Source organism: Mesorhizobium sp. M7A.F.Ca.AU.001.01.1.1, from assembly GCF_004022735.1.
Classification (GTDB): domain Bacteria; phylum Pseudomonadota; class Alphaproteobacteria; order Rhizobiales; family Rhizobiaceae; genus Mesorhizobium; species Mesorhizobium ciceri.
On the sequence record NZ_RZPF01000951.1, the window covers coordinates 1 to 1,977 of the forward strand.

Here is a 1,977-nt window from a genome sequence, read left to right on the forward strand (position 1 = left end):
TCCGATCATTGCCGAGGCCTCATCGGTCAGGACGCGTTGATAGGTAACGGTCTTAAGGAACTTGCCGACCCAAAGGCCGCCGGTGTAACGGGCGGCTCCCGCCGTCGGCAGCGTGTGGTTGGTTCCAATCACCTTGTCGCCATAGGCGACGTTGGTTCGCGGCCCGAGAAACAGCGCCCCGTAGTTCGTCATCCGCTCGAGGAAGATATCCGGATCGCGAGTCATCACCTGCACATGTTCCGATGCCATGCGGTTTGCTTCACCGACCATTTCGTCCTCTGTCGAACACAGGATTACCTGGCCGTAATCCTCCCATGCGCGACGGGCGATGACGGCAGTCGGCAGGATGTTCAGCAGCCTTTCGACCTCTGCGATCGTGGCTTTGGCGAGAGCCTCTGAATTGGTTAGCAAGACTGCCGGTGAGTTGGGACCATGCTCGGCTTGGCCGAGAAGATCGGTCGCGCATAGCTCGGCGTCGACGCTGTCATCGGCAATGACCAGGGTTTCCGTCGGACCGGCGAAGAGATCGATGCCGACTTGTCCATAGAGCTGGCGCTTGGCTTCCGCCACAAAGGCGTTGCCTGGACCGACCAGCATGGCAACGGACTGGATGCTTTGTGTGCCCAGTGCCATGGCGGCTACCGCCTGAACACCGCCGAGGCAGTAGATTTCATCCGCGCCTGCCAGGTGCTGGGCCGCAACGATCGCCGCGGCAGGGCGCCCCTCGTAGGGCGGCGCAGCCGTGAAGATGCGCGGCACGCCGGCAACCTTGGCCGTAATGACCGACATATGGGCCGAAGCCAGCAATGGATATTTTCCGCCTGGCACATAGCATCCGACGGACTGAACGGGGATGTTCTTGTGCCCAAGAACAACGCCCGGCAGGGTTTCGATCTCGATATCGCGCAACGCTTCGCGCTGATGCTGCGCGAAGTTGCGAACCTGTTCCTGCGCGAAGCGGATGTCGCTCAGGTTCTGTTCGGACAGTTCCGCAAGGCAGGCGCGTATTTCCGCATCGGTCAGGCGAAAATCCTTGCGGTCCCATTTGTCGAAGCGGATCGAAAGCTCGCGCACCGCAACATCGCCACGCGCACGGACATCGGCGATGATGCCCTCTACAGTGGCTCTGACGGTGGCCTGATCGGCTGCCACGGCGCTCGGATCGCGCCCCTCTTTGAGTTTGCGGATCACTTGGTCGCCCCTTCCGTCGTCCTGCCTTCGAAGTAGCTGTCGAGATCGAGCGCCAGTTTGATGATGCTCGAATAGTCCTCGCCGGCATGTCCATTCTGGCAATGGATGGCGAAGAGCTCTGTTGCCAGATTTCCCATCGCTGCCAGGACTTTCGAGCTGTTCGCCAGTTCCTTGGCGAGCCGCATGTCCTTCAACTGGAAATCCGAGCGGAAACCGCCGGCAAAACCGTTGGCAGAGGGCACATTCTCCATCAGGCCCGGGAATGGGTGATAGCGCTCGAGCGCGTAGTTGTTGCCCGAGGAGTTGCGCATCACATCGCTTAGGATTGCTGGGTCGAGACCATTGGCGACACCGAGTGCCAGCGCCTCGACAGTTCCCGCCATGCATATTCCGGACAGAATGTTGTTGCAGAGCTTCGCCGTGTGGCCCGCTCCCGAAGCCCCGACATGATAGATGCGCTGTCCCATTGCTTCCAGCAGAGGGCGGGCATGCTCGACATCCGTGGCCTCGCCGCCGACCATGAAAGTCAAAGTGCCGGAATGGGCGCGCGGCGTCCCGCCTGAAACCGGTGCATCGATCATGCGCCGGCCGGCGGCGCGGGCGGCAGCGGCGATTTCCACGGTGACGGTCGATGAAATCGTGCTGCTATCCATCAAGAGCGCACCCTTGCGGGATGCCGCGATGACACCCGACGCTCCAAGATAGGCGTCGCGGACATTGTCTCCGGTCGGAAGCATGGTGATAACCACATCGGCCGATGAAGCCGCCTCGGCGGCGGAGGTGGCA

At 61.5% G+C, this 1,977-nt stretch carries 2 protein-coding genes; both read right to left on the bottom strand.

The genetic code is table 11. The annotated features are described in order from the left end of the window. Positions 1 to 1,152: histidinol dehydrogenase (hisD, locus tag EN884_RS34445; RefSeq protein ID WP_245492037.1), on the bottom strand; the 1,152-nt coding region annotated here is incomplete at its 3' end. A gap of 35 nt (positions 1,153 to 1,187) precedes the next feature. Next, on the bottom strand, positions 1,188 to 1,977 hold a 790-nt coding region (mmsB, locus tag EN884_RS34450), incomplete at its 5' end, for a 3-hydroxyisobutyrate dehydrogenase (protein ID WP_128361060.1).